The sequence below is a fragment of the Rhizobium oryzihabitans genome (assembly GCF_010669145.1).
GTDB classification, from domain to species: domain Bacteria; phylum Pseudomonadota; class Alphaproteobacteria; order Rhizobiales; family Rhizobiaceae; genus Agrobacterium; species Agrobacterium oryzihabitans.
Genome location: NZ_CP048632.1, coordinates 592,984 through 617,372, shown reverse-complemented (window position 1 = coordinate 617,372; position 24,389 = coordinate 592,984). Strand labels below are relative to the sequence as shown.

20 protein-coding genes and 2 pseudogenes are annotated in these 24,389 nt (G+C 59.8%); 11 read left to right on the top strand and 11 right to left on the bottom strand.

Translation table 11 applies throughout. The annotated features are described in order from the left end of the window. Window positions 1-118 precede the first annotated feature (118 nt). The 3 genes from uvrA to G3A56_RS03485 all read left to right on the top strand — a co-directional run bounded on the left by uvrA (window position 119) and on the right by G3A56_RS03485 (window position 4,738). Complete coding sequence (uvrA, locus tag G3A56_RS03495; protein WP_082184256.1) at window positions 119-3,040, top strand: excinuclease ABC subunit UvrA; 2,922 nt, start codon at window positions 119-121, stop codon at window positions 3,038-3,040. Window positions 3,041-3,199: 159 nt separating this feature from the next. Further along, window positions 3,200-4,000: a DUF72 domain-containing protein gene (locus G3A56_RS03490; RefSeq protein ID WP_082184257.1), complete on the top strand. Its 801-nt coding sequence runs from the start codon at window positions 3,200-3,202 to the stop codon at window positions 3,998-4,000. A 165-nt stretch (window positions 4,001-4,165) separates the two neighbouring features. Then, complete coding sequence (locus tag G3A56_RS03485; protein WP_164056169.1) at window positions 4,166-4,738, top strand: GNAT family N-acetyltransferase; 573 nt, start codon at window positions 4,166-4,168, stop codon at window positions 4,736-4,738. A gap of 27 nt (window positions 4,739-4,765) precedes the next feature. Here the strand turns inward: G3A56_RS03485 and dusA are convergent, their stop codons facing one another. After that, complete coding sequence (gene dusA, locus G3A56_RS03480; protein ID WP_082184259.1) at window positions 4,766-5,776, bottom strand: tRNA dihydrouridine(20/20a) synthase DusA; 1,011 nt, start codon at window positions 5,774-5,776, stop codon at window positions 4,766-4,768. A gap of 135 nt (window positions 5,777-5,911) precedes the next feature. Here dusA and G3A56_RS03475 point away from each other — a divergent pair, with 135 nt between their 5' ends. Next, window positions 5,912-6,601 (top strand): fumarylacetoacetate hydrolase family protein, encoded by a 690-nt coding sequence (locus G3A56_RS03475; protein ID WP_082184260.1) that lies wholly within the window; start codon window positions 5,912-5,914, stop codon window positions 6,599-6,601. A gap of 37 nt (window positions 6,602-6,638) precedes the next feature. Continuing rightward, a complete protein-coding gene (locus tag G3A56_RS03470) occupies window positions 6,639-7,172 on the top strand; it encodes a gamma carbonic anhydrase family protein (RefSeq protein ID WP_082184261.1) in 534 nt (177 codons plus the stop codon). Between the two features lie 48 nt (window positions 7,173-7,220). Here the strand turns inward: G3A56_RS03470 and zur are convergent, their stop codons facing one another. The 3 genes and pseudogenes from zur to znuC all read right to left on the bottom strand — a co-directional run bounded on the left by zur (window position 7,221) and on the right by znuC (window position 9,352). After that, complete coding sequence (zur, locus tag G3A56_RS03465) at window positions 7,221-7,625, bottom strand: zinc uptake transcriptional repressor Zur (RefSeq protein WP_003495988.1); 405 nt, start codon at window positions 7,623-7,625, stop codon at window positions 7,221-7,223. After that, a pseudogene (gene znuB / locus G3A56_RS03460) lies at window positions 7,622-8,439 on the bottom strand (zinc ABC transporter permease subunit ZnuB). The gene zur and the pseudogene znuB overlap by 4 nt, the downstream one beginning before the upstream one ends. Next, window positions 8,432-9,352, bottom strand: a complete 921-nt coding sequence (gene znuC, locus G3A56_RS03455; protein WP_003495984.1) for a zinc ABC transporter ATP-binding protein ZnuC — start codon at window positions 9,350-9,352, stop codon at window positions 8,432-8,434. The pseudogene znuB and the gene znuC overlap by 8 nt, the downstream one beginning before the upstream one ends. 104 nt (window positions 9,353-9,456) lie before the next feature. On the opposite strand from znuC, the gene znuA reads away from it, so the two are divergent. Then, window positions 9,457-10,443, top strand: coding sequence for a zinc ABC transporter substrate-binding protein ZnuA (gene znuA / locus G3A56_RS03450; RefSeq protein WP_082184263.1), 987 nt, complete (start codon window positions 9,457-9,459; stop codon window positions 10,441-10,443). Between the two features lie 195 nt (window positions 10,444-10,638). Here znuA and G3A56_RS03445 read toward each other — a convergent pair whose 3' ends face one another. Continuing rightward, window positions 10,639-11,691, bottom strand: coding sequence for a LacI family transcriptional regulator (locus G3A56_RS03445; protein ID WP_003495980.1), 1,053 nt, complete (start codon window positions 11,689-11,691; stop codon window positions 10,639-10,641). A 498-nt stretch (window positions 11,692-12,189) separates the two neighbouring features. On the opposite strand from G3A56_RS03445, the gene G3A56_RS03440 reads away from it, so the two are divergent. The 3 genes from G3A56_RS03440 to G3A56_RS03430 all read left to right on the top strand — a co-directional run bounded on the left by G3A56_RS03440 (window position 12,190) and on the right by G3A56_RS03430 (window position 16,310). Further along, window positions 12,190-14,655 (top strand): beta-mannosidase, encoded by a 2,466-nt coding sequence (locus tag G3A56_RS03440; protein WP_137067535.1) that lies wholly within the window; start codon window positions 12,190-12,192, stop codon window positions 14,653-14,655. A gap of 119 nt (window positions 14,656-14,774) precedes the next feature. Further along, a complete protein-coding gene (gene mgrA, locus G3A56_RS03435) occupies window positions 14,775-15,806 on the top strand; it encodes an L-glyceraldehyde 3-phosphate reductase (protein WP_082184264.1) in 1,032 nt (343 codons plus the stop codon). Window positions 15,807-15,983: 177 nt separating this feature from the next. Continuing rightward, entirely contained in the window at window positions 15,984-16,310 is a 327-nt protein-coding gene (locus tag G3A56_RS03430) for an RcnB family protein (protein ID WP_003495974.1), read from the top strand. A 67-nt stretch (window positions 16,311-16,377) separates the two neighbouring features. Here G3A56_RS03430 and gndA read toward each other — a convergent pair whose 3' ends face one another. The 5 genes from gndA to ccoG form a co-directional block, all read right to left on the bottom strand. Next, entirely contained in the window at window positions 16,378-17,808 is a 1,431-nt protein-coding gene (gene gndA, locus G3A56_RS03425) for an NADP-dependent phosphogluconate dehydrogenase (RefSeq protein ID WP_082184265.1), read from the bottom strand. Window positions 17,809-17,957: 149 nt separating this feature from the next. Next, on the bottom strand, window positions 17,958-18,116 hold the full coding sequence (gene ccoS, locus G3A56_RS03420; protein ID WP_003495970.1) for a cbb3-type cytochrome oxidase assembly protein CcoS: 159 nt from the start codon (window positions 18,114-18,116) through the stop codon (window positions 17,958-17,960). Continuing rightward, window positions 18,113-20,404, bottom strand: coding sequence for a cation-translocating P-type ATPase (locus tag G3A56_RS03415; protein ID WP_082184266.1), 2,292 nt, complete (start codon window positions 20,402-20,404; stop codon window positions 18,113-18,115). The genes ccoS and G3A56_RS03415 overlap by 4 nt, the downstream gene beginning before the upstream one ends. Next, on the bottom strand, window positions 20,401-20,901 hold the full coding sequence (locus G3A56_RS03410; RefSeq protein ID WP_082184267.1) for a FixH family protein: 501 nt from the start codon (window positions 20,899-20,901) through the stop codon (window positions 20,401-20,403). The genes G3A56_RS03415 and G3A56_RS03410 overlap by 4 nt, the downstream gene beginning before the upstream one ends. Then, a complete protein-coding gene (gene ccoG / locus G3A56_RS03405) occupies window positions 20,898-22,481 on the bottom strand; it encodes a cytochrome c oxidase accessory protein CcoG (RefSeq protein WP_082184268.1) in 1,584 nt (527 codons plus the stop codon). Before ccoG ends, G3A56_RS03410 begins: the two co-directional genes overlap by 4 nt. A 120-nt stretch (window positions 22,482-22,601) precedes the next feature. On the opposite strand from ccoG, the gene G3A56_RS03400 reads away from it, so the two are divergent. Beyond that, window positions 22,602-23,006 (top strand): SRPBCC family protein, encoded by a 405-nt coding sequence (locus G3A56_RS03400; RefSeq protein WP_082184269.1) that lies wholly within the window; start codon window positions 22,602-22,604, stop codon window positions 23,004-23,006. A gap of 11 nt (window positions 23,007-23,017) precedes the next feature. Then, window positions 23,018-23,374 (top strand): VOC family protein, encoded by a 357-nt coding sequence (locus tag G3A56_RS03395; protein ID WP_082184270.1) that lies wholly within the window; start codon window positions 23,018-23,020, stop codon window positions 23,372-23,374. A gap of 150 nt (window positions 23,375-23,524) precedes the next feature. On the opposite strand, the pseudogene ccoP reads toward G3A56_RS03395, so the two are convergent. After that, window positions 23,525-24,387 (bottom strand): annotated as a pseudogene (gene ccoP, locus G3A56_RS03390) (cytochrome-c oxidase, cbb3-type subunit III). Window positions 24,388-24,389: the final 2 nt, after the last annotated feature.

Below are 24,389 nucleotides of genomic sequence, written 5' to 3'. Positions count from 1 at the left end.
TCGAGTCAAGTGAGCCGAAAAGCCGCCGACTATAGGGAATAGACCTCGACACGTCCGGCTGCGTCACTACATAAGGGCGCGCTGCCATCAAGCCTGTTATTTTTGTCCGAGCCTTGTCATGAGTGAACTGAAGACGATTTCCATCCGTGGTGCCCGTGAGCATAATCTCAAGGGCATTGATCTGGATCTGCCGCGCAACAAGCTGATCGTCATGACCGGGCTCTCCGGATCGGGCAAGTCTTCGCTTGCCTTCGACACGATCTATGCCGAGGGCCAGCGCCGTTATGTCGAGAGCCTCTCGGCCTATGCGCGCCAGTTCCTCGAGATGATGCAGAAGCCGGATGTCGACCAGATCGACGGCCTGTCACCGGCGATCTCCATCGAGCAGAAGACCACGTCGCGCAATCCGCGTTCCACGGTCGGCACGGTCACGGAAATCTACGACTATATGCGCCTGCTGTTTGCGCGTGTCGGCGTGCCCTATTCGCCGGCCACGGGCCTGCCGATCGAGAGCCAGACGGTCAGCCAGATGGTGGACCGTATCCTCGCCTTCGAGGAAGGCACGCGCCTTTATATTCTCGCGCCGATGGTGCGCGGCCGCAAAGGCGAATATAAAAAGGAACTTGCCGATCTCATGAAGAAGGGCTTCCAGCGCGTCAAGGTGGATGGCCAGTTCTACGAAATCGCCGACGTGCCTGCCCTCGACAAGAAATACAAGCACGATATCGACGTGGTGGTCGACCGCGCTGTCGTGCGCCCGGATATGGCTGCACGCCTTGCCGACAGTCTTGAGACCTGCCTGAAACTCGCAGACGGTCTGGCGGTCGCCGAATTCGCCGACAAGCCTCTGCCGCCCGAGGAAACCTCGGCCGGCGGCTCAGCCAACAAATCTCTCAACGAGACCCATGAGCGTGTGCTGTTCTCGGAAAAATTCGCCTGCCCCGTCTCCGGCTTCACCATCCCGGAAATCGAGCCGCGACTTTTCTCCTTCAACAATCCGTTCGGCGCCTGCCCCAGCTGTGACGGCCTTGGCTCGCAGCAGAAGGTGGATGAAAACCTGATCGTGCCGGAGCCCGCCCGTACCCTGCGCGACGGCGCAATCGCTCCCTGGGCGAAATCGTCCTCGCCCTATTACAACCAGACGCTGGAAGCACTCGGCAAGGCCTTTGGTTTCAAACTTTCGAGCAAATGGTCGGATCTTTCGAAGGAGGCGCAGCACGCCATCCTTCAGGGCACTGACGACAAGATCGAATTCAACTATCAGGACGGCGCTCGCTCCTACAAGACGGTGAAGAATTTCGAAGGCATCGTGCCCAATCTGGAGCGCCGCTGGAAAGAGACTGACAGCGCCTGGGCGCGCGAGGAAATCGAACGCTATATGTCGGCCGCACCCTGCCCGGCCTGTGCGGGTTTTCGCCTGAAACCCGAAGCGCTCGCCGTCAAGATCAACAAGTTGCAGATCGGCGAAGTCACCCAGATGTCGATCCGCATGGCGCGCGACTGGTTCGAGACCCTGCCGGAGACGCTGAACGCCAAGCAGAACGAGATTGCGGTTCGCATCCTCAAGGAAATCCGCGAGCGCCTGCGCTTCCTCAACGATGTCGGGCTGGATTATCTCAGCCTGTCGCGCAATTCCGGCACGCTTTCCGGCGGCGAAAGCCAGCGCATCCGTCTGGCCTCGCAGATCGGCTCCGGCCTCACCGGCGTTCTCTATGTTCTGGATGAGCCGTCCATCGGCCTGCACCAGCGTGACAATGCCCGCCTGCTCGATACGCTGAAGCATCTGCGCGATATCGGCAATACCGTCATCGTGGTCGAACATGACGAGGACGCCATTCTGACGGCGGATTATGTCGTCGATATCGGCCCGGCCGCCGGCATTCATGGCGGTCAGGTGATCGCCGAAGGCACGCCGCAGGAGGTTATGGCCAATCCGAAGTCGCTGACCGGCAAATATCTTTCCGGCGAACTCGGCGTCGCCGTGCCGGCTGAGCGCCGCAAGCCCAAGAAGGGCCGCGAGATCAAGGTTTTTGGCGCACGCGGCAACAATCTGAAGAATGTGACTGCGGCGGTGCCGCTTGGCGTCTTCACTGCCGTTACCGGGGTTTCCGGCGGTGGCAAATCCACCTTCCTGATCGAAACGCTCTATAAATCGGCGGCACGCCGCGTCATGGGCGCGCGCGAAATCCCGGCCGAACATGATCGTATCGACGGTTTCGAATTCATCGACAAGGTGATCGACATCGACCAGTCGCCGATTGGCCGTACCCCGCGTTCCAACCCCGCCACCTATACCGGTGCATTTACGCCGATCCGCGACTGGTTCGCCGGTCTGCCGGAGGCGAAGGCGCGCGGTTACGCGCCGGGCCGTTTCTCCTTCAACGTCAAGGGCGGCCGCTGCGAGGCCTGTCAGGGCGATGGCGTCATCAAGATCGAGATGCACTTCCTGCCGGACGTCTATGTCACCTGCGACGTCTGCCATGGCAAACGCTATAATCGTGAGACACTTGATGTCACCTTCAAAGGCAAATCCATCGCCGATGTGCTGGATATGACGGTGGAGGAAGGCGTGGAATTCTTCGCCGCTGTTCCGGCGGTGCGCGACAAGCTGCAGTCGCTCTTCGATGTCGGCCTTGGTTATATCAAGGTCGGCCAGCAGGCCAATACGCTCTCCGGTGGCGAGGCACAGCGCGTCAAGCTCGCCAAGGAACTATCGAAACGCTCGACAGGCCGCACGCTTTACATTCTCGACGAACCGACGACGGGCCTTCATTTCCACGACGTCAACAAGCTGCTGGAAATGCTGCAGGCGCTGGTGGACCAGGGCAATTCCGTCGTGGTGATCGAGCATAATCTCGAAGTTATCAAAACCGCCGACTGGATCATCGATATCGGCCCCGAAGGCGGCACTGGCGGCGGCGAAGTGGTGGCAACCGGCACGCCGGAAGACATCGTCAAGAACGAGCGATCCTATACCGGTCACTTCCTGAAAGAACTTCTGGAACGCCGGCCGGCGGGAAAACGTGAGGCTGCGGAGTAATTCCCGGATATTGCCGGGGACGACCTCTTTCCCTCCGTCATCCTCGCCCTTGAGGCGAGGATCCACAGCCGCCGAAAACATGGTTCCTCGCCTCAAGGGCGAGGATGACGTCAAGAGCGACGTTGAAAAGAAAACGTCTAGAATTGGGAGGAACAGCATATGTCGACATCAGGCACGATCCGCACCGGTATCGGCGGCTGGACCTTTGAGCCGTGGGAAGGCACGTTTTATCCGGAGAAATTGCCGAAAAAACGCCAGCTCGAACATGCCAGCCGGCAATTGACGGCAATCGAGGTGAACGGCACCTATTATAGCAGCCAGAAACCCGCGACTTTCGCCAAATGGGCTGCAGACGTGCCGGAGGATTTCATCTTCTCCCTGAAGGCAAGCCGCTTCGTCACCAACCGCAGGGTTCTGGCCGAGGCTGGCGAATCGATGACGAAGTTCCTGACCCAGGGCCTGACGGAACTTGGCCACCATCTCGGCCCGATCCTTTGGCAATTCGCACCGACAAAAAAATTCGACGCGGATGATTTCGGTGCGTTTCTGGCGCTGCTGCCCGAAAAACAGGACGGCATCCGCCTTCGTCATGTGGTCGAAGTGAGAAACCCGACATTTCAGGTGCCGGAATTCATCGAACTGCTGGAAAAACATAAGGTCGCCGTCGTCTGCGCCGATCATCACGACTATCCGATGCTGCCGGATGTGACGGCCGATTTCGTCTATTGCCGCCTTCAAAAGGGCGAGGACGATATCGAGACCTGCTACCCGAAGGCCGGGATCGATCATTGGGCAAAACGGGTCAAGACCTACGCCGCGGGCGGCGTGCCCGATGACCTGCCGCTGATCGCGCCCGACAGACAAGTCGAAAAGACCCCGCGCGACGTCTTCGCCTTCTTCATCACAGGTGGCAAGGTCAATGCACCGAACGGTGCGCAGGCGCTGCAAAAAGCGGTTTGAGCTTCCCGCCCTCCCTCTAGTTTGCGTCTGGTAGAACTGGGCTAGAACCGGTGGTATTGCGCTGCGGCCACGGTTGCCGTCTTATAACCGTCATATCGCAGCGGCAAGAATGTCGACCTGGATCGCAAGACCTCCATCGCGTCGAAGGGTTGGCCGGGAATGGGAATGATAGAAACGGAACGTCTGCGCCTTCACCACTGGCGGGACGATCATTTTGAAGCCTTCGCCGCGATGCACACCGACCCGGACGTGATGGCCGACTATGGTGGGCCGGTGAGCCATGCCGAGAGCAGAGAGAAGTTCGAGCGTTATCGCGCGGCCGAGCGCGAGCACGGCTTTGCCCGCTGGGCGGTGGAAAGTCCCGATGGCGTCTTGCTCGGATATGCAGGCGTAATGCCGCGTCTGTCCGAAGACCATCCGCTCGGCAGGCACCACGAAATCGGATGGCGGTTTACGCGGCCGGCCTGGGGAAACGGCTACGCGACCGAAAGCGCGAGGGCGGCGCTGGCGCATGCGGCTGATGGCGCATGTCTCGCTCAGATCATCGCATATACAAGTCCCGATAATATCCGGTCCCAGGCCGTTATGACGCGTCTTGGCCTCAAACGTGAACCTTCGCTGGATTTTTCTGCTCCCGGCCAGATGGACAGGGAGTGGCACGGGCTGGTCTGGATCGTTCCCTCTGAGGCTTTCCGTCGCCCGCAAAAGACGCTGCCCCTCACAGCCTCGTCAGTATGAAAATAGAACGAACACCGTTGCCAGCCCTCAGCCAGCCAGCTCCTTCGTCGGGTTGAAATCGATGGCTGCGAAAGCCGCCTCGATCACCTCGGTTCCGGCCCCCGGCCGGGTAGCGTCGCTGGAAAGGATTTGCCGGAAGCGGCGCGCACCCGGCATGCCCTGAAACAGGCCGACCATGTGGCGGGTGACGTGGTTTAGACGCCCGCCCGCCGCGATATAGTCAGCCGCATAGGCCATCATGGCGTCGCGCAACCCCATCCAGTCAGGTTGCCGGGCTTCTTCGCCATAGATGCGATGGTCGACATCGGCAAGGATGGACGTATTGTGATAGGCCGCGCGGCCAAGCATCACGCCATCCATATGCTGTAGATGGCCGCAGGCCTGATCGAGATCGGCGATGCCGCCATTGATGCCGATGAAGACGTCAGGATTTTCCCGCTTCATGCGATAGACGAGATCATAATCGAGCGGTGGCACCTCACGGTTTTCCTTCGGCGAAAGCCCCTGCAGCCAGGCTTTTCGCGCATGGATCCAGATGGCATCCGCACCGGCAGCGACAACGCGCGCCAAAAAATCCGGCAGCACCGCTTCCGGCTCCTGATCGTCCACACCGATGCGGCATTTCACCGTGACCGGCACCTTCGCAACAGCCTTCATCGCCGCCACGCATTGCGCCACGGTCTCCGGCTCGCGCATCAGGCAGGCGCCAAAAGTGCCGGATTGCACCCGGTCCGAAGGGCAGCCCACATTGAGGTTGATCTCGTCATAACCGTAGTCACCGGCGATCCGCACCGCCTCCGAGAGCTTGCCCGGATCTGATCCACCCAGTTGCAGCGCCACCGGATGTTCCTGGCGGTGATAGCTGAGCAGCCTGTCGCGCTGACCATGGATGATGGCGTCAGCGACGATCATTTCCGTATAAAGCAGCGCACGCTTCGACAATTGCCGGTGCAGAAATCTGCACCTCGTGTCGGTCCAATCGATCATCGGGGCCACGGCGAAGATTTTTTCGCCGTTTGCAAGCGCTTGTCTATACATGGGTAACCTCTTTGCGCCGGCTTCTACAGCAAAGGGCGGCAAAAAGCCAGTTTTGCGATCGACGCCATTTTGAACTGGAAATCGCCCCGGAATCTTGGGACAAGAATTGCACCTTAAAAGACGACAGGAAATCCCATGGCCACGACAGTCATCCCCGCCCCGAAACCCGTTCTTCTGCCTGTCGAAGGCACAGGTGACACCTTCCCCGTGCGGCGGGTCTATTGCGTCGGCCGCAATTATGCCGATCACGCCATCGAGATGGGCCATGATCCCTCGCGTGAGCCACCCTTTTATTTCCAGAAAAACCCGGACAATCTCCTGCCCGCAGGCCAGGATTTCCCCTACCCTTCGCTGTCTTCGAACGTGCATTACGAGGTCGAATGTGTCGTGGTATTGAAAAGCGGCGGCGCAGATATTCCGGCAAGCGAAGCGCTGAGCCACGTATGGGGTTACGCCGTCGGCATCGACATGACGCGCCGCGATCTGCAGGACGGCCTGAAGAAGATGGGACGTTCCTGGGAAGGCGCCAAGGCGTTCGAATATTCCGCGCCGGTCTCCGCCATCGTTCCGGCGGAAAAGATCGGCCACCCTGCCACGGGCGCGATCTGGCTCGATGTGAATGGTGAGCGCAAGCAGACGGGCGATCTTGCCCAGATGATCTGGAAGGTGCCGGAGGTGATTGCCGAGCTTTCCAAACTGTTCACGCTTGCCGCCGGCGACGTCATCATGACCGGCACACCGGCGGGCGTCGGCCCCATCGTGCGCGGTGACCGTATCGAATGTGGCGTGGAGGGTGTCGGCACCCTGTCCGTCACCGTCGCCTGATCATCTTCGGCGAATAATCCAGAGGAGGAAAATTGCCATGCCGCTTTATCGCCTCGGCGACCGGGTGCCGCAAATCCCAGCCCCGGATCGCTATTGGGTAGCGCCCGATGCGAATGTCATAGGCTCGGTGGTACTCGGTGAGGATGTCGGCATCTGGTTCGGCGCAACGCTACGCGGCGATAACGAACCGATCCGTGTCGGGCGCGGAACGAACATTCAGGAAGGCGCGATGGTGCATAGCGATCCCGGTTTTGCCGCAGCGATCGGCGACATGTGCACCATCGGCCACCACGCCATCGTACATGGCTGCACCATCGGCGACAATTCGCTTATTGGCATGGGCGCTACGATCCTGAATGGCGCCAAAATCGGCCGCAACTGCCTGGTCGGCGCCAATGCGCTGGTGACGGAAGGCAAGGAATTTCCCGACAATTCCCTGATCGTCGGATCACCGGCCAGAGCCGTCAGGACGCTTGATGAAGAGGCCGTTTCCGGCCTCCGCCGCTCGGCGGAAAAATACATAGAGAACTGGAAGCGTTTTTCGAAGGATCTGGCGACCATCGAAGAATGACAGGGCGGCGAGCAGCAATGCTCGCCCCTCGTTAATGGCGCGCCCGGCCTAAGCCGCGCAGGCGGCGCAAAGACCGCGAATTTCGATCGTGGTCTTTTCCGCCTTGAACTTGCTGTCCTTCACCCAGCGCTCAAGGCGGTGGTCAATCTCGTGATCGTGGAACTCCGTTACCTGCCCGCAGGATTCGCAAATGGCAAAGGCCACCGTTCCATGGTGGTGCGAGCAGCACTCGGCCTCGGTGTGGGTGCAGGCGACAAAGGCGTTGAGGCTTTCGAGCCGATGCACGAGACCGTATTCGACAAGCTTCTCCAGCGCCCGGTAAACCTGCAGCGGCGCGCGAAAACCATCGTCGCGCAGCTTGTCGAGGATCATATAGGCGCTGAGCGGTGCATGGGCATTCGACAGGGCATTCATGACCAGCGACTGGTTCTTGGTAAGGTTCTGCGCATTCATGACTTGCCTCCTTCATCCGCGGAGCGGGAAAAACCCGGCGCCGGCAACAGGCTTATAACGAACAGGATCACGGCGGCAACCACGATGGACGGCCCGGATGGCGTATCATAGGTCAGCGAGCCGAACAGGCCGCCAATGACGGCAACCGCTCCGATCAGCGAAGCGACCACCGCCATCACCTCGGGCGTTGCCGAAAACCGTCTGGCGGTCGCCGCCGGTATGATAAGCAGCGATGTGATCAGCATGATGCCGACCACCTTCATGGCGATGGCGATCACCAGCGCCATCAAAAGGGTAAATATGAGCTTGGCGCGTTCGGGTTCAGCCCCTCCGCCTCGGCCAACTCGTTATTGACGGTAGAGGCCAGAAGCGACCGCCACAGGAAGACCATGGAGACGACAACCACCAGCCCGCCGCCCCAGATCAACGCGATGTCGCTGCGGGTAACGGCCAGAATATCGCCAAACAGGAACGAGACGAGATCGATGCGCACCCAGCTCATGAAGGCGACGATGACCAGACCGATCGCAAGCGCCGAATGGGACAATATGCCGAGAAGCGCGTCGGCGGACAGGGCCTGCCGCCGCTGCAGAAAGATCAGCAGGATCGAAACGGCGGATGCCACCAGAAAGACGCTGACAATGAGGTTGAGCTGCAACAGCAGCGAGAGCGCCACACCAAGCAGCGCCGAATGGGCCATCGTATCGCCGAAATAGGCCATGCGCCGCCAGACGACGAAGCAACCGAGGGGACCGGCGGTGAGAGCAACGCCGATGCCCGCGACAATGGCGCGAACGAAGAAATCGTCAAACATGCCGCTCTCCCTGCTGATGATTTGAAGTGGCATGGCCGTCATGCTCATGGCCGCAACCGCATTCGCCGTGGTCGTCATGATCGCGGGCATGAGAATGCGCGTGGTCATGATGATGGCCGTCATCGGGGTGGCAATGATCGGTCACCGAGCCATCCGCATGCTGCACCCGGCCATCGGGCAGATGAGTGTGATCGTGATGGTGGCTGTAAACGGCAAGGCCCTTGGCCGCAGCGCCACCGAACAGACGCATATATTCCGGGCTTTGGCTCACCGCCTGCGGCGTACCGCGGCAGCAAACATGACCGTTCAGGCATATCACGGTGTCGGTTTCAGCCATCACCACATGCAGGTCATGCGAGATTAACAGAATTCCGCAATGACTTGAATTTCTGATATTTTTTATCAATTCATAGAGCGCGATCTCGCCCGAGAAATCGACACCCTGAACGGGTTCGTCCAGAACCAGCAGATCCGGCTTCCGCGCAATGGCACGGGCCAGAAGCGCACGCTGGAACTCGCCGCCGGAGAGATGCTGCACTTCCGCATTGGCCAGATGCGAGATGCCCGTGGCATTCAGCGCCGCATCGATTTCGCGCGCGGGCAACGGCCCGGTCAGCGTCATCAGCCGGCGCACCGAAAGCGGCATGGTCCAGTCCACGGAAAGCTTCTGCGGCACATAACCGACCCTCAGACCAGCAATGCGCGACACCTCGCCTTCGCTCGGCTTCAACACGCCGATAGCCATTTTAGCGCTGGTGGATTTTCCCGAACCATTGGGACCGATCAGCGTGACGATCTCGCCCTTGCTGACGGAAAACTCCACGCCGCGCACAAGCCAGCGGCCGTTGCGCTGCACGCCGGCATTGGAAAGGGAAACCAGTATCTCGTTACCCTTGGGGGCGGAATGAAGCATGGGATTGTCCGATCGGCGATGTTGCTTACCGCTATTGCATACGTTATAGAGTTACGCAATAAATGTAATAACATAACTATACTTCTTCAAGTGGAGTGCATTTCATGAAATCGATCCTGATCCCGCTCATGGCATCGGTGGCAATAGCGGCAGCCGCTTCCGGCGCCACAGCCGCGCCCAATGTCGTGGTCTCGATCAAGCCCGTCCATTCCCTCGTCGCGGCGATCATGCAAGGTGTCGGCGAACCGCAGCTGATCGTCGATGGCGCGGCCTCACCGCATACCTATAATCTAAGGCCATCCAATGCCCGCACGCTGGAAAAGGCCGATCTGGTCTTCTGGGTCGGCCCCGGACTTGAAGCCTTCCTGCAAAAACCGCTGGAGGCGCTTGCCAGCAAGGCAACGGTTGTGGAACTGGAAGACGCAAAGGGGCTGGAAAAACTGCCCTTCCGTGAAGGCGGCCCTTTCGAGGCGCATGACCACGGCGAGGAAGGCCATGGAGAACATGAGGACCATGCCGAAGAGGCAGGCGCCCATGATCATGGAAACGACCATGGTCATGACGACCATGAACACGGCGCATATGACACGCATCTCTGGCTGGATCCCGCGAATGCCAAGGCCATGGCCCAGGAGATCGAAACCGCGCTGATCACGGCCGATGCCGGTAATGCCGCGATCTATCAGGCGAATACGAAAAAGCTGATCGATGACATCGATGCGCTGGACACCGAGATCGCGAACACGGTGAAACCGGTGAAGGACAAGCCCTTCATCGTTTTCCACGACGCCTACCAATATTTCGAGCACCGTTACGGCGTGAAGACGGCGGGATCGATCACCGTCAGCCCAGAAACCCTGCCCGGCGCGGATCGCGTCAGCCAAATGCAGGAAAAGGTCCGCCAACTTGGCGCGACCTGCGTTTTTGCCGAACCGCAATTCGAGCCGAAACTGATCTCGGTCATCACCGAAGGCACGGCGGCAAAGTCTGCAACGCTTGATCCGGAAGCAGCCACGCTGGAACCCGGTCCCGATCTCTATTTCAAACTGATGCGCGGCATTGCCGGCTCATTGAAGGATTGCCTGTCCTGACGCGTTTAACGGCGAGCGGTAGTCCTCCGCCTCCGTCATTCCGGCCTTGAGCCGCAATCCAGCCGACGCGCGTCTGCGCGGAGAAAAGACTCTTTTCAGCCCAAGGACCTTGGCTGGCTGGATGCCGGATCAAGTCCGACGTGACGGAAGGTAATCGTGACAAAGTGCAACTAGGTCGAAATGCGGAGCGGCTAGTTAGGGCTTCGGCGCCATCTCCGACCAGACCGGCCCGCTGACGCTTTGCAGCGTTTCCGGCGGCGCGCCGTTGATACGCGCCAGAAGGGCCTTGGCAAGCTCCCTGCCCGCCAGCTTGATGTCTTCGTTGACGGTGTGGATCTGCGGCTTGATCCAGTTCAGGAATTCGGCGGATTGTTTTGACACGATGTCGATATCCTCGCCGATCCTGACACCGGCCGCCTCAAACCCCGCCACGAGCGCAATGGTGCTGCTGCCGCTGATGGAAACGATACCATCAGGGCGATCGTCCGACCGCATCAGCCGCTCGCCAAAATCACGGATTTTCTCCAGCGGCGTTTCAATGGTAACGGCATCGATTGGAAATTCGGAGAGGCCGAAATCCCTGATTCCCCGGTTGAAACCCTTGCGGGCGTGATCATGGAAGGAAAAGCGCGATGGCGGCACGATGATGGCGATCCTCTTTCGCCCGCATTGCGCCAGCCGCTCGACGGCCTCATAGGCATAGGCCTCGTTGTCGAAATCGTGATAGGCATGTTCGATGTCCATATCGGACCGCCCATGGGTAACGAAGGGCATGTTGCGCTCCGTCATCAGTCGGACGCGCGGATCGTTCGGCTCAATTTTGGAGATAATGACCCCATCCGCCGAGCCCGTCTCAAGAATGTAGCGGATCGGCACCATGGAATCCTTGGCGTGGGTATGGGGGGTGACGACCAGGTGATATTGCGTCGCGGACAGTATCTCGGTGATGCCGAACACCATCTGGCTGGTGAAACCCATCAATTCCTCGTCCACGCTCAGCACCAGAGCGATGACATTGGTCTTGCCGGTGCGCAGGCGCACGCCGGCGCGGTTCGGCTGGTAGCCGATCTGACGGGCGATCAGCCGCACACGTTCCTTGGTTTCAGCCCCGATATCCGGAGCATCCTTCAGCGCGCGTGACACGGTGGTGATACCCAGACCCGTCATGAAGGCGATGGTCTTCAAGGTCGGACGTTCGCCCGTCGTGGCGGGCGTATCGCCCCTGCCGGATTTGCCTGTATCGTTCATGTCATTTCGCCACGCTTTACCGAACGGTAATCATAGATAGCTTTTGCGCTGTTGCAAAGGCAAACGTCAGAGGCCGCCTACGTGCCCAATCCCTGCACCGCAGATTATGGCTACAACGATATAGGTTCGGAAAAATTCTCCTGACGCGGGTAATGCATTTCCGAATGGGAGCCGCAGAATGACGACCATTGCGCAGGGAAAAATTCTTATAATCCAGATTATAAAAGCTACAAAAACATCTGATTTATAATAAGAAAGACGGACTTTAATAAAACGCCCTTCCTTGCTGGGTACCATATCTCATCCGCAGGCGCCCAGACCTCGGTAAGTTTCATTCCGAAGGCATGACGGAACGATTGTTTTACGGTAACGTTGCCGGAGGGAGGAGATCGTCAGGCCATGCGAGCTGGCAGCAGCCGGCGTGCGGGCATCCATCTTCCCCAGATTCCGACACAAGCCTGCATCACAATGCAGGCCCATCCGCTTCGAATTCGTATTATGCAGGGTCCGATCATGATTTCTTCCTCCACGCCCGAAACCGTCATCGATCTGGCCGGGCCGTGGCGCCTGGCATCCGTGGAAGGAGACCATGCGACCGAACTTTCCGTCCCCGGCGATATTCATAGCGCACTCAAAAATGCCGGCATCATCCCCGACCCCTATCACGGCGCCAATGAACATGCGGTGCAATGGGTCGCAGAGCGCGACTGGATCATCGAGCGGACATTCATCCTCGATGATGCCGATGCCAGCTGGTATCTCGATATCGACTATCTCGATACGGTGGCCATCGTCTTCGTCAACGATGTCCCGGTTTTGAGTTCAGACAATTGCTTCCGCCGTTACCGTCCCGATGTATCGCGCGCCTTGCGCCCCGGTGAAAACACCGTTCGCATACACTTCCATTCCAACATCGCCGCCGGCGCGGAGCGGCAGGCGCGGCAGCCATTTTATGTTCCCTATCACCCAGGCAACTCGCCGATTGCCAACGGCAACATGCTGCGCAAGCCGCAGTGCCATTTCGGCTGGGACTGGAACATCGCGATTGCGCCGTTCGGCCTTTACGGGAAAATCCTGCTGAAGCGCCTCGATACGGCCCGTGTCGAACATGTCGTCACCTCCCAGCACCACGTCGAAGGCGGCGTCGAGCTGCATGTGGCCGTCACGCTGTTTGCCGAAGGCCCGGCGAGCCTGCCGCTCTATCTTTCCCTCAACGATGACAGGCTGCGGCTCGATTGCGGCGTCGGTGCGGGCGAGACGGTAGTGCGCCACATCTTCTTCGTGGAAAATCCGGCACTCTGGTGGCCGGCGGGCAGCGGCGAGCAGACGCTCTACACGCTGACGGTGGAACTGCCGGATGAAACCGTCACCCGCCAGATCGGTTTCAGAACGATCGAACTTCTGACGGACAAGGATGAGGCCGGCAGCCGCTTCGCCTTCCGCATCAACGGCCGGGAAATCTTCTGCCGCGGCGCCAACTGGATTCCAGCAGACGCGCTCTATTCGCTGACCAGTCGGGAAAAGACCGAGGACCTCTTATGTTCGGCAGTCGAGGCCAACATGAACATGATCCGCGTCTGGGGCGGCGGGTTCTATGAGGAAGACTGGTTCTACGATCTCTGCGACCGTCTCGGCCTTCTGGTGTGGCAGGATTTCATGTTCGCCTGCAACCTGTATCCCTGCAGCGAGGACTTTCTCGACAATGTCGAACACGAGGTCGACTATCAGGTGAAACGCCTGTCCTCGCACCCGTCCATCGCGCTCTGGTGCGGCGACAACGAGCTGGTGGGCGCGCTGACCTGGTTCGAAGAGCCCCGCAACAATCGCGACCGATATCTCGTGGCCTACGACCGCCTGAACCGGACCATCGAACGGGCACTGAAAAAAGCCGCCCCGGAAGCGCTCTGGTGGCCCTCCAGCCCGGCTTCAGGCTACCTCGATTATGGCGACGCCTGGCATGCGGATGGTTCCGGCGATATGCATTATTGGTCCGTCTGGCACGAAAACAAATCGTTCGATAATTATCGTTCGGTGAAGCCGCGCTTCTGCTCCGAATTCGGTTTCCAGTCCTATACATCCATGCCCGTCATCCGCACCTATGCGGAAGAGAAGGACATGAACATCGCCTCCCCGGTGATCGAACTGCACCAGAAGAATGTCGGCGGCAACGAGCGAATAGCCGGCACCATGTTTCGTTATTTCCGCTTCCCCAAGGATTTCGAAAACTTCGTCTATCTGAGCCAGGTTCAGCAGGCACTGGCCATCCGCACGGCGGTCGATTACTGGCGCTCGCTGAAACCCCATTGCATGGGAACGCTCTACTGGCAGCTAAACGACACATGGCCGGTCGCCTCATGGTCGAGCCTCGATTATGGCGGCGGCTGGAAAGCGCTGCATTATGCCGCCCGCCGTTTCTTCCAGCCGGTCGCAGTCTCGGCCATTCCCTCGCAAGACGGACGCTTGGTGAGCTTTTCCATGGTCAACGACACGGCGGAAGATGTCGAGATCGACATGAATATCGTTGCCCTCAATCTGGACGGTACCCGCGTGCCGCTGAAATCCGCCAACGGCACCTGCGGCACGGAAAAGGCTGCGGCGCTGACTGAAATAGACATGGACAGCCTGCCTGATGGCGCGATCCTTGCCTGGAACTTCATCGCCTCCAACGGCATGACCGGCGAAGGACACCATGTGCGCGACACCTACAAGGCTCTGGAGCTTAAGCCCGCCGGCCTGACCTTTTCGGTCAGCACGCTGAAAAACGGCCAGTTCGAGATTGATGTCACGGCCACGGGGCTCGGCCTCTTCGTCATGCTGCAAGCCGATCAGCCCGGGCGTTATTCGGACAATCTGTTCGATCTCTCGGCCGGCGAAACGCGCCGCATCATCTTCACGCCGAAGGCGGGCGGCGCTCAGCCGCATTTCCGCATCTTCGATCTTCATACCTGCCAATCCTCGCATTGAAACCATGCGTCGAAAGGCTTAACCATCCCCTCGAGAAAGCAGGCGTCCGCGCCTGTCTTCATCGGTTCAAAGGGTTGCGGGTTCTCCGCAACCAGTCATCAGCAAGTGGAGGAAGACCCATGGTTTGGCAACCGGCCGAAAACCGATACAAATCCATGAAATACAATCATTGCGGAAAGACCGGCCTGAAACTGCCGGCGATTTCGCTCGGCCTTTGGCACAATTTCGGCAATGACACGCCACACCAGACCAAACAGGCCATTTGCCGCCGCGCCTTCGATCTCGGCATCACCCATTTCGATCTCGCCAACAATTACGGCCCGCCGCCCGGAAGCGCCGAAACCGCCTTTGGCGAGATTCTGAAGACGGATTTTGCCGGCTATCGCGACGAGATGATCATCTCCTCCAAGGCCGGTTACAACATGTGGCCCGGTCCCTATGGCGAATGGGGCAGCCGCAAATACGTAATCGCCTCCTGCGACCAGAGCCTGAAGCGCATGGGCCTGGACTACGTCGATATCTTCTATTCCCACCGTTTCGACCCCAACACGCCGCTTGAGGAAACATGCGGCGCGCTGGACCAGATCGTGCGCTCGGGCAAGGCGCTTTATGTCGGCATCTCGTCCTACAACTCGAAACGCACCCGCGAGGCCGCCGCCATCCTGAAGGAGCTCGGCACGCCCTGCATCATCCATCAGCCGAGCTATTCCATGATCAACCGCTGGATCGAGGAAGACGGTCTGGTTGATACGCTGGAAGATCTGGGCATCGGCTCCATCGTCTTCTCTCCGCTGGCGCAGGGCATGCTGACGACGAAGTATCTCGGCGGCGTGCCGGACGGCAGCCGTGCATCGCAGAGCAAGTCGCTCAACCCGGCCTTCCTCAATGAGCGCAATGTCGAAAACATACGCGCGCTCAACAGCATTGCCGAACGGCGTGGCCAGACGCTGGCGCAGATGGCCATCGCCTGGGTGCTTCGCGGCGGCCGCATCACCTCGGCACTGATCGGCGCCAGCCGTGTCGAGCAGGTCGAGGATTGCGTGAAGGCGCTCGATAATCCCGATTTCTCCGCAGAGGAGCTTGCGGAAATCGACCGTTACGCCAGGGATGCGGACATCAACCTCTGGGCAAAATCCGCCGAACGCGTTTGATGAAGAAGCGACCGCCCGGTTATTCCGGGCGGTCCGACCCACTCGATAAACTCAAAACGAAAGATTAACTTCCGCCCTAAGCATTAACAACCATTACATAAATGTAATTTTAAATTCAGTTTCCGTTCATTCGTTTATTCGTAAGTTCTCCTCATCGAAACACGAGAGGAAACATTCATGAAAAAGTTCGTCACCATTCTTCTGGCCGCCACTGTTCTTGCAGCTCCAATGGCCCAGGCGCAGAGCCGCCACGACGATCGCCATCGCGGCGTCACCGTCGAGCGTCAGGTCACCACCAAAAAGGTCATCGTCAAGAAGCACCGCTGGGATCGCGGCCAGCGCCTGTCTGCGGGCGAACGCCGCCACACGGTCGACCGCCGCGACTATCGTCGCTACCGTCTTGCCGAGCCGCGCCGCGACCAGCGCTGGGTGCGCGTCGACAACCAGTTCCTGCTTATCAACGCCGTCAGCGGCCTGATCGTCGGCCTCGCTGCCGCACGCTAATCCAGGCCTCGATGAAATGAAAAAGGCCCGCTTGCGCGGGCCTTTTGTCGTCTATCGTTTTAGCCGATCAGAAAATGTCGGCGCCGCTGCCCCACGGGCCGTGCGGCTTGTCGACGCCGTCGGTGCGCTCGAAACCATGCGCGCCGAAGAAGTCGCGCTGCGCCTGGATGAGGTTGGCGCTGCCGCGGGCGCGGCGATAGGCGTCGAAGTAACCGAGCGCCGAAGCGAGAGCCGAAACCGGCAGACCCGAGAGAACCGCGTAGGAAACGACACGGCGCAGAGCAGCGTCGGTGTCCTTGACGATGCCGGAGAAGGCAGGCGTCACGATGAGGTTGGCCACATGCGGGTCCTTGGTGAAGGCCGAGGTGATCTCATCGAGGAATTCCGAGCGGATGATGCAGCCAGCGCGCCAGATGCGGGCAATCGTCGGCATCGGCAGGTTCCAGTTAAACTCCTTCGATGCGGCAGACATGATTGCGAAGCCCTGTGCATAGGCACCAACCTTGGCGGCCAGAAGCGCGCTTTCCAGATCGGCGATGAAGGCCTTTCTGTCAGCAGGCGTTGCTGCGACGGTCGGCAGGCCGAAGATCTTCTCGGCAGCTTCGCGCTCGTCCTTCTGCGAGGAGAGGATGCGGGCAGCCACGGCCGCCTCAATGGCGGTTGCGGCGACGCCCATATTCTGCGCTTCGATGACCGACCACTTGCCGGTGCCCTTCTGGCCGGCCTTGTCGAGGATCAGATCGACCATCGGCTTGCCGGTGATCGGATCGGCGGCGCGCAGAACCTTCTCGGTGATTTCGATCAGGTAGGAGTTGAGGCGGCCCTTGTTCCATTCAGCGAACACGTCGGCGATTTCGACTGCGCTCATCTTCAGGCCGTCACGCAGGATGCCGTAGATTTCGGCGATCATCTGCATATCGGCATATTCGATGCCGTTGTGGATGGTCTTGACGAAATGGCCGGCGCCGTCATTGCCGAGCCATGCCACGCACGGATCGTCATTATACTTGGCGGAAATGGAGGTCAGCACCTTCTCGACGCGCTTCCAGCTATCCTCGGTGCCGCCGACCATGATCGACGGCCCATGGCGCGCGCCTTCTTCACCGCCGGATACGCCCATGCCGATAAAGGTCAGGCCGCTGTCCTTGAGGTTATCAAAACGGCGGATCGTATCGCGGAAATTCGCATTGCCCGCGTCGATCATGATGTCGCCGTTCGAGAGGTGCGGCTTCAGGATTTCCATCTGCTGGTCAACCGGATCGCCGGCCTTGATCATGATGATGATCGGGCGCGGAGGGCGAATGGCGGAGACGAATTCCTCGATGGTTTCGCATGGAATGATCTGGCCCTGCAGATCGCCAGCGTCAGCGTAGAATTTTCGTGTAACTTCCGGGGTTCGGTTGAATACGGCAATCTTGTTGCCCTTTTCCGCGATGTTCAACGCCAGGTTCGAGCCCATGACGCCGAGACCGATCAAACCGATTTCTGCCTGTTCCACGGATGTGCCTCCATCTTGCTTTTAGGTGGTCGTGTTGTGGCACTGTAATGAACAAACGGCAAGGCTAGGGGCGACTGAAACGATTAAATTTTGATGACGCAAATCAGCTTTGCATATTTGCGACAGGTCGAGGCAAGCTCAGAACACCGCTAGGAAGAACGCGGCCGGTCGTCTCCGTCATCGAGCGCCCGCCAGGCCGCCCCATCCATATCCTCATATTGCCCTGATCGCACCGACCAGAGAAAGGCAAAGAGCCCGAGCGCACCAAGAAACAGTGCGACGGGGATGAGATAGATCAGCATGTTCATGCCGCTTGCGCCCCCTCGCCCGTAAATTCCGTCACCACCGCCTCATTCCTCGAAACTGGCTCGGCCGTTCCCGCAAGACGCAGGGCATTGGCAACGACGATCAGCGACGATGTCGACATGGCGATGGCCGCGATCATCGGCGTCGCGTAACCGGCAATCGCAATCGGCACGGCGATGACATTATAACCAATGGCAAGGGCGAAATTCTGCCGGATGAGCCGTCCGGCCAGACGCGATGTCTCGATTGCGACGGGAACGGCACTGAGATCCTCATGCATGAAGACGAAGTCGGCGGCCTGCCGACCAATATCGGCGGCGGTGGCAGGCGCCATGGAAACGTGGGCTGCAGAAAGCGCGGGTGCATCATTGATGCCATCACCCACCATCAGTACCTTTCGCCCCTCACCTGCCAGCGCCGCACAACGCCCCGCCTTGTCTTTCGGTGACAGGTCCGCGTTCCATTTGGTTATCCCCAGACGATGCGCCATGGCTTTGACCGCGGCTGCCCGGTCGCCGGACACGATTTCCTGCACCAGTCCCCGCGCAGATAGGCCGCGCAATGCCGGCATTGCACCGGGTCGCGGATTGTCTTCGAAACCGAACGTCGCCAGATGCCGGCCGTCGAGCGAGAGCACCACTTCCGAGCGCGCATCGTCATTTTCCGGCTGTGTGTCTTGCGGGCAGGCAAACCGGCGATTGCCAAGCCGATAGGTTCCCGCCGCCGTCTTTGCCTCGACGCCGGAACCGGGAATTTCTCGCACCGCGTCGTAGACCGGTAAAGTTCCGGCATAGGCGGCATGCAGGGCTTTAGACAGCGGGTGGCGCGAATGGGCAGCGAGGCCGGCGGCAATCGCCATCGTTGCTGGCTTCACATCGCCGGTTTCCACCAGCCTCGGTTTTCCAACCGTCAGTGTGCCTGTCTTGTCGAACAGCACGGTGTCGATCTCGGCCAGTCGCTCCATCGCCGAACCTTCCTTGACCATGATGCCATGCCGGAAGAGCCGCCCTGCCGCCACCACCTGCACGACAGGAACAGCAAGACCCAGCGCACAGGGGCAGGTGATGATGAGAACCGCAATCGCGATCAGCATCGCCTGCTTCCAGTCGCCGCCGAAAATGCCCCATCCAAGAAAGGTCACGAGAGCAAGAAGATGTACGACGGGCGAATAATAGCTCGCGGCGCGGTCTGCGAAGCGCCGGTAACGCGCCCGTCCGCCTTCCGCCGCCTCCATCAGCCCGATCACTTCGGAGAGAAACGAATCCTTTGCCGATGCGGTCACCCGCGCCGTCAGCGAACCGGTGAGATTGAGCGTACCGGCCTGAAGCAGATCGCCCGCCTCCACCCGGCGCGGCGCGCTTTCGCCGTTGACGATGGACATGTCGAGATCGCTGCTGCCGCTGATGACCATCGCATCCACGGCCACGCGGTCACCCGCGGCAATTGCAATCGCCATGCCGGGCAGCACATCGGCAAGCGGACGATATTCCCGCGTTCCGTCCTCACCGACCACGGTCACGCCGCGCGGCGAAAGCCGGGCCAGGCCGGCAATGGCCGAACGCGCCCTGTCGCGCATGATATGGTCAAGCGTGCGGCCGATCAGCAGGAAGAACAGCAACGATACGGTTGCGTCGAACCACGCATGTTCGCCATGATGAATGGTTTCCCAAAGCGACACGGCATAGGAAAGCGTGATGGCGAGCGCAATCGGCACATCCATATTGGTGCGGCCATGCTTCAGCGCATTCCACGCCGACTGATAGAAGAAACGGCCGCCATAGATCAGCGCCGGCGCGGCGATCATCGCCGAAATCCAGTGGAACATATCGCGCGTCGCCGCATCGGCCCCGGACCAGACGGACACGGACAGCAGCATGATATTGGCCGAAGCAAAGCCACAGAGCGCCACCGCCCTGATCAGTTGCGAGCGCAATGCGTCGGAGGCATCCTGTCCACTCGCGAAAAGATGCGTGCGGTAACCCGTTTCAAGGATCGCACGGGCGAGATCGGCGGGGTCAGTCCTGATGCCGTCGATCTCCTCCTTCCAGACAATCGCCACCCGTTTGGACGACAGGTTCACACGAGCCTGTTCCACTTGCGGCAGACGGCGGAGCGCGGTCTCGACGGTGGTGATGCAGGCCCCGCAATAAACGCCCGGCACGCTGAGGTCGGTCTGGCGCAGCCCCTGCCCCAGATCGCGGCTTGCCAGCATCAGCTCCTCTGATGAGGGCGGGTTGACCGGCTCGCCAAGTTGTATCGATCCTTCCGTTCCGGGTGCGCAGCAACTCATTTGCGCCCCCGGATGACGGCGATCCGCGTGCCCTCGTGCACGATGATCCTGCCGTCCTTGACGGCAGTGACTTCAACGATCCATTGGCCGGGCAGCATATCGTGTGCGCCGGTGAAGACACCGGTGGAAACCGGCGTCAGCTCCATGTCGAAATTCTGATGTTCGCCGACCGGACGGCGGAAATGCGCTGTCACCGTATCCGTATCGACACGGCCGGTATCGGGATGAAACACCTCGTAGCGCACGGTGTTTTCATCCACCACCAGCTTGCCCTTGATGCCGGTCGCAGCCCTTGCCTTGGCGGCTTCGGCCTTGGCGTTGAACTGCTGGCTGGCGACATAGGTATTGGGCACCACCAGCCCGCTCCAGCTGGTAACGGCATTCCACGCCATCACCATGTTGACGGTGATGATGGTGCCGAAGAACAGCACCATCACGCCGAGCATATGCCAACCGGTGAAAACGAAGCCGGATACCTGGCTTTTATTGGTTGTCATTTATTCACTCCCGGAGCGTTGAAGACGGCATCGTAACGGGCCGTCTCATGGCCGCCCGTATCGCTGACGATGAATTCGAAATTTTCCGCAGCCCGCGCCACATCGCCGCCCGGCAGGGTGACGAAGACCTTCAGCGTCGTCGCCTCGTCCGGCTCCACCGTCACCTCGAAGGCACGAGCAGCCGCATCCGGCATGCCATTGATCTTCATCACCGCATTCGGAATGCCCTCGATCGTCAGGCTTATCGTGCGCGGTTGCGGCACCATGTTGAGGATGCGGACCGTGTAGCCGTTGCGGATGGAGCCGCTCGATTCCAGCACATATTGCGGATTGCGATCATGCAGGACATTGAGCGCCAGCCGCTCGCGCGTCACCAGCGTCACCAGCAGGCCGATGCCGACGGCAGCCCAGATCGCCGTGTAAAGAAGCGTGCGCAGACGGAAGACGATGCGCCAGTCGAAACGGCGAATGCTGTTTTTGAAACTGCCGTCCTCATCGCGCACATTGGCGGGACGGATCGCGTGCCGGCCGTTGTCGGTCGCGAGCGCCATGTTGGACTGGTATTCGGACAGCGTCGCATAGGCGATCAGCCCGCGTGGCTTGCCGATCTTGTCCATCACCCCGTCGCAGGCATCGATGCAGAGCGCGCAGGTAATGCATTCCAGCTGCTGGCCGTCCCTGATGTCGATGCCCATGGGACAGACCGCCACGCAGGCGTTGCAATCGACGCAGTCGCCGATGCTCTCCCCTGCTGCGGCGGCCTTTTTTGCGTGTCTCGAGCGTGGCTCCCCGCGCCAGTCATTATAGGTCACGACCAGTGAATTCTCATCCAGCATCGCCGCCTGGATACGCGGCCAGGGACACATATAGGTGCAGACCTGCTCCCGCATCAGCCCGCCGAAAACGTAGGTCGTGGCGGTGAGGATCGCGACGGTCGAATAGGCGATCATCGGCGCCTGCCCGGTCATGAACTCCATCGCCAGCGTCGGCGCATCGGCGAAATAGAAAATCCAGGCGCCGCCGGTCAGAACGCCGATCACCAGCCAGATCGCATGTTTCAGGACGCGTTTGCGCAGCTTCTCGAATGTGACGGGCGCGGCATCCAGTTTCATGCGGGCGTTCCTGTCACCCTCGATCGCCCGCTCTACGACCAGAAACAGGTCCACCCAGACGGTCTGCGGACAGGTATACCCACACCATGCGCGACCCACCGCGGAGGTGACGAGAAACAGCCCCAGCCCCGCCATCACCAGCAGTCCGGCAACGAAAAAGAACTCCTGCGGCCATATCTCGATGAAGAAGAAATAAAAGCGCCTGTTGGCGATATCGATCAGCACGGCCTGGTCGGGCGCGTAAGGTCCCCTGTCCCAGCGCAAAAACGGCGTCAGGTAATAGATGCCGAGGGTGACGAGCATCACCAGCCATTTGAACCGGCGAAACCGGCCCTCGGCCCGCTTGGGAAAAATCTTCTTGCGCGCTTCATAGAGGGGTTTACGCGTCTTTGCCGAATTGACGGCTTCCGCTTCCAGCCTTTCAACGGGCTGTTGCGGGCGATCTTGTCCGGCGCGATAGATGTTCATGTCAGGAGCCCATTTTTATCTCCTTGCTTTCTCCCATCTCACCGGCAAAACATCCTTGACTTACATCAAGCGACGACAAAGTGGCGCAGTGAGAGGACTGCACCGCAAAGGGAGGATGCGATGCCTGTCATGCAGTCGAGAATCATTCATCTGTCGGTCGAAAAACCATGGAGCCATGTCTACGATTTCACGTCCGATCCGCAGACCATGCCGCGTTGGGCCGCCGGTCTTGCAGGCGGCCTCAGACCGCAAGGCGAAGACTGGATAGCCGATGGCGGGCCGCTCGGTGAAGTGCGCGTCAATTTCGCGCCGACAAACGAATTCGGCGTGGTAGACCATGTCGTGACATTGCCCGGTGGCCTGAAGGTCTATAACGCGCTGCGGGTGACGCCGAATGGCAGCGGCGCTGAAGTCAGCTTCACGCTGCTTCGCCTTCCGGGCATGACGGACGAAGATTTCGAACGGGATGCGCAAATGGTCCGGGCAGACCTCGAAACATTGAAGTCGCTGCTCGAAACGGAATGATGGAGAAAACAATGACCACGAATACGAACGACCGGCGGATCGATTACGTCGAATTCAATGTGACCGATATCGAGCGCAGTAAGGAATTTTACGGCGGCGCTTTCGGCTGGTCCTTCAAGGATTACGGCCCGCAATATTGCGAATTTTCCGACGGCCGGCTGACCGGCGGTTTCACCACCACAGCACCGGTCTCTGCCAAGGGCGGGCCGCTTGTCATTCTCTACGCCGCCGATATCGAGGATATGCAACGGCGCGTCGAGGCAGCCGGTGGACAGATCAGCGTCGCAATCTTCGCCTTTCCCGGCGGACGCCGCTTTCACTTCACCGATCCTGATGGATACGAGCTGGCCGTCTGGTCGGATCGATAAGAAAAGGGCCGCATCGCGGCCCGTCTATTGAAACCTCTCCTCCGTCATCCTCGGGTCAAGCCCGAGGATGACGGAGAGTATGTGGGAAGGTTAGTTATTCCTCTTCGGCCGGGCCGCATCACGCGGCCCTTTCCTTTTCCTGTTTAGCAATCACTCACCACCGCCCAGCGAATGCACGAAGATCGCCAGCTGCTTGACGGTGGTATCGCCGAGACGCGCACCCCAGGCGGGCATGACGCCGTGCTTCGGCGAACGTATCTGCGAGACAATGCCCTCTTCGCCATGGGACTTCAGCCAGATGGCGTCGGCAAGGTTGGGTGCGCCGAATTCCCGATTACCCCTGGCATCCTCACCGTGGCACGAGGCGCAATTATCAGCGAAAAGCTGCTTGCCCGGTTCCACCAGCGCCGGATTGGCGGGCTTGCCGGTGAGGCTCACGACATAGGCGGCGACCTCCCGGATCTCGTTCGGCTGGAGAATGTCGCCGAAGGCCGGCATTTCCGAAGCGCGTGTATCCGCATCGTCGGCAAAACGAATGCCGTGCTTCACCGTCGTATAGATATCCTCGACGCTCCCGCCCACATCCAGTCGTCATCATTGAGGTTGGGATAACCCTGCCCGCCCTCGGCACCGGAACCGTGACACTGGATACAATTGACCTTGAAAGCGGCGGCACCGCCGGAAAGGGCAAATTGTCTCAGGGTCGGATCGGCCTGTATTTCGGCGAGTGAGGAGCTGGCGATCCTGTCGACGTAAACGCTCTGCGTCTGCTTCGCGTCAGCCATATCGGCGGCAATCTCGCCGCGGCTGCTCCAGCCGAGCAAGCCTTGTGTCGCGCCGTTGATCAGCGGCCATGCCGGAAAGGCGATGGTATAGCCGATTGCCCAGATGATGGTGGCGTAGAAGGTCCAGACCCACCAGCGTGGCATGGGGTTGTTCAACTCGCGGATACCGTCCCATTCGTGGCCGGTGGTTTCGACGCCGCTGATGTCATCAATGTGTTTTTCGGACATAT